Origin of the sequence: Pseudomonas emilianonis, from assembly GCF_023072625.1 — a bacterium.
GTDB lineage: Bacteria > Pseudomonadota > Gammaproteobacteria > Pseudomonadales > Pseudomonadaceae > Aquipseudomonas > Aquipseudomonas paraveronii.
Genome location: NZ_JAKNRV010000370.1, coordinates 1 through 4,863, shown reverse-complemented (window position 1 = coordinate 4,863; position 4,863 = coordinate 1). Strand labels below are relative to the sequence as shown.

The following is a 4,863-nucleotide window of genomic DNA, read 5'->3' as shown; positions in this document are numbered from 1 at the left end:
CCTGCGCGTGGCGGCCGAGCAGAGCCTGCTCGAAGCCTTGGAACACGCGGGTTTGCAGGTGCCCAACCTGTGCCGTGGCGGGGTCTGCGGCCAATGCATCACGCGCCATCGAGGCGGCGCCATCGAACACCGCGACAGTTTCCTCAGCCCGGCCGAGCAGGCCGAATTTCTGATGCCTTGCGTCTCGCGCGGCAGCGGCCCCTGCGTTTCGCTGGACCTATAGGAGTGAGTGCCATGCCCCTGCAATCGAGCCCTGTGCTGAGCTATCGCGACGACTTCAGCTTTCGCAACAGCCCGGCGGCGATCCGTCGCTTCCCCTTCCCGTTTATCGAGGACAGCTACCGGTACTCGGTGAACATCGAACCGGCCACCTCCCGCGACCCGGGTTCCATTTATGAGCACGCCTTCGACATCGACGAGCACTACCGCTCGGAAATGGCCGAACGCGCGCTGATCCTGGACAACGACCCACGCCGCTACCTGGTGATGCCGCACATGCAAACGGCGGCCTGGGATGTGCTGCAAATGCTCATGGAGAACCTCGCCGTCGACTACCCGCAGTGGTTCAGCCTGGTGCGTGACGGCGACCGCTGGCACTGGCGCAACCACCTGCTGCAGATCGATCAGCCCTTCATCTTCGGCGATGCCGCCAGCCTGCCCTGCGCACCGCTGGAATACATCGGCCGCCAGGTACAAGGGGATTTCGCCCTGCTCGACCAGCGCGACGGCGACCTGTACATGGACGCCGGCCTGGTCACCAGCCCGGCCGACTGGTCGCTGGCGTTCGATGCCGGCATGAGCTTCAAGCAGTGGCATGCACCGGTGCCCATGGCCAACCAGATGGGGGTGTTCGACCGTGCGCTGAAGTACCTGCTCAACCTGCAGGCCGGCCAGCCGGTACGGCGCCTGAACTGGACCCTGACCATCAACCCGCGCCTGGATTCGTCGCCGGAAACCTTCCATCAATGGGGTGCCGACCGCGGTCGGATCACCGCGCAGAACGTCGGGCAACAGGTGCACCTGCGGGTCGAACTGCAAGTGATGGCGCGCCTGCCGCGCAGCAACGCGGTGATGTTCAGCATTCGCACCTACCTGATCAGCCTGGACGAACTGGTCACCCAACCCGGCTGGGGCTGCCGCCTGCACCGCGTGCTGCGCGACCTGCCCGAGCCCATCGCCGACTACAAGGGCATGACCCGCTATCGACAGCCACTGGTCGAGTGGCTGAGCCAGTTCGATCCACGCGCCTGACCTTCTTTTCCCGACAAGGAACATCACATGACCCACTCCTGGCGTATTTCTGCATTGGCCGAGCGGCACCGCGCCCTTGGCTCGAACCTCGAAGACTGGAACGGCATGGGCACCGCCTGGACCTACAACAGCGCGCTGGCCGACCACCACGAAGCAATCCGCACCCGCGCCGGCCTGATGGACGTATCGGGCCTGAAAAAAGTCCACTACGTAGGCCCGCACGCCGAAAGCCTGTTGCAGTGGGCCACCACCCGCGACATCGCCAAGCTCTATCCCGGCAAATCGGTGTATGCGTCGATGCTCGACGAGGACGGCAAATTCGTCGATGACTGCATCGTCTACCGCACCGGGCCCAATGCCTTCATGGTCGTGCATGGCGCCGGCACCGGGCATGAAATGTTGGTGCGCTCGGCCCAGGGCCGGCAAGTGGCGGTGCTGTTCGACGACGACCTGCACGACCTGTCGCTGCAAGGCCCGCTGGCGGTGGATTTTCTCGCCGAGCACGTGCCTGGCATCCGCCAGTTGCCGTACTTCCATCACCTGCAAACGCGCCTGTTCGAGCGCCCGGTGATGATCTCCCGCACCGGCTACACCGGCGAGCGCGGCTACGAAATTTTCTGCAAGGCCGCCGACGCACCGTTCCTGTGGGACAGCATCCTCGAACAGGGCGCGAGCCTGGGCATTATCCCCTGCGCCTTCACCGCCCTGGACTGGCTGCGGGTGGAAAGTTCGCTGATGTTTTTCCCCTACGACAACTCGCAGATGTACCCCTTCGCCGACCAGAAGGCCGGCGACACCCTGTGGGAAATGGGCCTGGACTTCACGGTTTCGCCCGGCAAGCAAGCGTTCCGCGGCGCCGAGGAACACCTGCGCCTGCGCGGCCAGGAGCGCTTCAAGATCACCGGCGTGCTGCTCGAGGGCGTGCGCCCGGCCGAGGCTGGCGACACCTTGTGGCAAGGCAACCAGCAAGTCGGCGTGATCACCTGCGGCATGTATTCGCGCCTGAGCAAACGCTCGATGGCCCTCGCGCGCATGAGCGTTGCCTGTTCCGTCCCCGGCATCGCATTGCAGGTGCGCGGCAGCCTCGAAGGCGCCGCCGCCACCCACGCCTTGCCCTTCGACGACCCGGAAAAAACCAAGCGCACGGCCAAGGGCTGAGTCTTCCTTCATCTTATTCAGGAGCCTTCGATGGACGCCTCCAGCGAACATTACATTCTCAAGATCACCTGCCCGGCAGCGTCCGGGATCGTCGCCGCGATCAGCGCCTGCCTGGCCCGGCAGCAGTGCTACATCAGCGAGCTGGCGCAATTTGACGACGAGTTCACCGGGCAGTTTTTCATGCGCGCGGTGTTCCGTTTCAACACCGGCGTCAGCGGTGATGTCGGCGCCCTGCGCGAAGACCTGGGCGGACTCGCCGGCGGCTTCGACATGCAGTGGCAGTTGTTCAGCTCACGCCAGCCGACCCGCGTGCTGCTGATGGTCAGCAAGTTCGACCATTGCCTCACCGACCTGCTCTACCGCCACCGCAAAGGCGAGATGGACATGACCATCACCGCCGTGGTCTCCAACCACCTGGACCTGCGGGCAATGGCCGAGCGTGAAGGCATCCGCTTCATCTACCTGCCCATCACCAAGGACACTAAGGCCAGCCAGGAAGCCGAACTGATGCGCATCGTCGAAGACACCCAGACCGACCTGGTGGTGCTCGCGCGCTACATGCAGATTCTGTCCGACGGCCTGTGCCAGCAACTCTCGGGGCGCGCGATCAACATCCACCACTCGTTCCTGCCCGGTTTCAAGGGCGCCAAGCCGTATCACCAGGCCTATGACCGGGGGGTGAAGCTGATCGGCGCCACCGCCCACTACGTCACCAGCGACCTCGACGAGGGGCCGATCATCGAGCAGGAAATCCAGCGCGTCGACCATACCCACCTGCCCGATTCCCTGATCGCCATCGGCCGCGACACCGAAACCGTGGCCCTTTCCAAAGCCCTGAAATACCACCTGGAACACCGGGTGTTCATCAACCACGACAAGACAGTGATCTTTCGCTGAAACCCTTCAGGAGACACGTTCATGACGCTACGTGTAGCAATCATCGGCGCCGGCCCATGCGGCCTGGCCCAACTTCGCGCCTTCCAGTCGGCCCGCGACAAGGGCGCCGCCATTCCCGAACTGGTGTGCTTCGAGAAACAGCAGGACTGGGGCGGCATGTGGAACTACACCTGGCGCACCGGCCTGGACGAAAACGGCGAGCCGGTGCACGGCAGCATGTACCGCTACCTGTGGTCCAACGGCCCCAAGGAATGCCTGGAGTTCGCCGACTACACCTTTGAAGAACATTTCGGCCGGCCCATCGCCTCCTATCCGCCCCGCGAAGTGTTGTGGGACTACATCAAGGGCCGGGTGAAAAAGGCCGGCGTGCGCGACTACATCCGCTTCAACAATGTGGTGCGCCAGGTCACCTTCGACGAACAGACCCAGCGCTTCACCCTGTACGCCCACGACTACACCCACGACACCTTGACCTGTGAAGAATTCGACTACGTGATCAACGCCTGCGGCCACTTCTCCACGCCCAAGGTGCCGTACTTCGAAGGCTTCGAGCAGTTCGCCGGGCGCATCCTGCATGCCCATGACTTTCGCGAGGCGCTGGAATTCAAGGACAAGGACCTGCTGATCGTCGGCAGCAGCTATTCGGCCGAGGACATCGGCTCGCAATGCTACAAATATGGCGCGCGCAGCATCACCAGTTGCTACCGCACCACGCCCATGGGCTATGCGTGGCCGGACAACTGGGAAGAAAAACCGTTGCTGCAACGCCTGGAAAACAACCGCGCGTTCTTTGCCGATGGCAGCAGCAAGCACGTCGACGCGGTGATCCTGTGCACCGGCTACAAGCACCACTTCCCGTTCCTGCCGGATGAACTGAGCCTCAGGACCGACAACCGCCTGTGGCCGATGAACCTCTACAAGGGCGTGTTCTGGGAACCCAACCCACGGTTGATCTACCTCGGCATGCAAGACCAGTGGTACTCGTTCAACATGTTCGACGCCCAGGCCTGGTATGCCCGCGATGTGATCCTGGGGCGTATCGCGCTGCCCAGCCAGGCCGAGATGATCGCCGACAGCCAACAATGGCAGGCACGCGAACAGACCCTGGAAACCAACCAGCAGATGTTCGAGTTCCAGGGCGCCTACATCCAGCACTTGGTGGACGCCACCGACTACCCGAATTTCGACATTGCCGCCGTCAACGAGACCTTCCTGCACTGGAAGCACGACAAGGCCGAAAACATCATGGGTTATCGCGACAAGTCCTACCGCTCGCTGATGACCGGCACCCAGTCGCCGCCGCACCACACCCCGTGGCTGCAGGCCCTGGACGACTCGATGGCGGCGTACCTGGGCGAGCCCGCAACGCCCATCAAGTCAGTCGGCTGAGCGGGTGCCCATGATGAATGCTCCGCGTGTTTCCCACCCGCGAGAACCCGGGCTGTTTGCCCGTGCGCCGAACCTGGAACGCTACCGCGTGGCCGCAGGCGGTGTGACCCTGGTCGACCTGCAGCCCGGCGACGGCCTGCAGGTGATCGACGTCGAAGGCCGGCAACC

Annotated in this window: 5 protein-coding genes; all 5 read left to right on the top strand. The window is 63.6% G+C overall.

Annotated features, from left to right (window positions below):
- Window positions 1-223: 2Fe-2S iron-sulfur cluster-binding protein (locus tag L9Z73_RS25395; RefSeq protein ID WP_247407019.1), on the top strand; the 223-nt coding region annotated here is incomplete at its 5' end.
- A gap of 11 nt (window positions 224-234) precedes the next feature.
- Entirely contained in the window at window positions 235-1,251 is a 1,017-nt protein-coding gene (locus L9Z73_RS25390; protein ID WP_247407016.1) for a heme-dependent oxidative N-demethylase family protein, read from the top strand.
- Between the two features lie 27 nt (window positions 1,252-1,278).
- On the top strand, window positions 1,279-2,409 hold the full coding sequence (locus L9Z73_RS25385) for an aminomethyltransferase family protein (protein WP_247407013.1): 1,131 nt from the start codon (window positions 1,279-1,281) through the stop codon (window positions 2,407-2,409).
- Between the two features lie 30 nt (window positions 2,410-2,439).
- The gene (gene purU, locus L9Z73_RS25380) at window positions 2,440-3,306 is read left to right on the top strand and encodes a formyltetrahydrofolate deformylase (RefSeq protein WP_247407010.1); all 867 of its coding nucleotides are present in this window, start codon (window positions 2,440-2,442) and stop codon (window positions 3,304-3,306) included.
- A gap of 21 nt (window positions 3,307-3,327) precedes the next feature.
- Complete coding sequence (locus L9Z73_RS25375) at window positions 3,328-4,695, top strand: NAD(P)-binding domain-containing protein (RefSeq protein WP_247407007.1); 1,368 nt, start codon at window positions 3,328-3,330, stop codon at window positions 4,693-4,695.
- Window positions 4,696-4,863 lie beyond the last annotated feature (168 nt).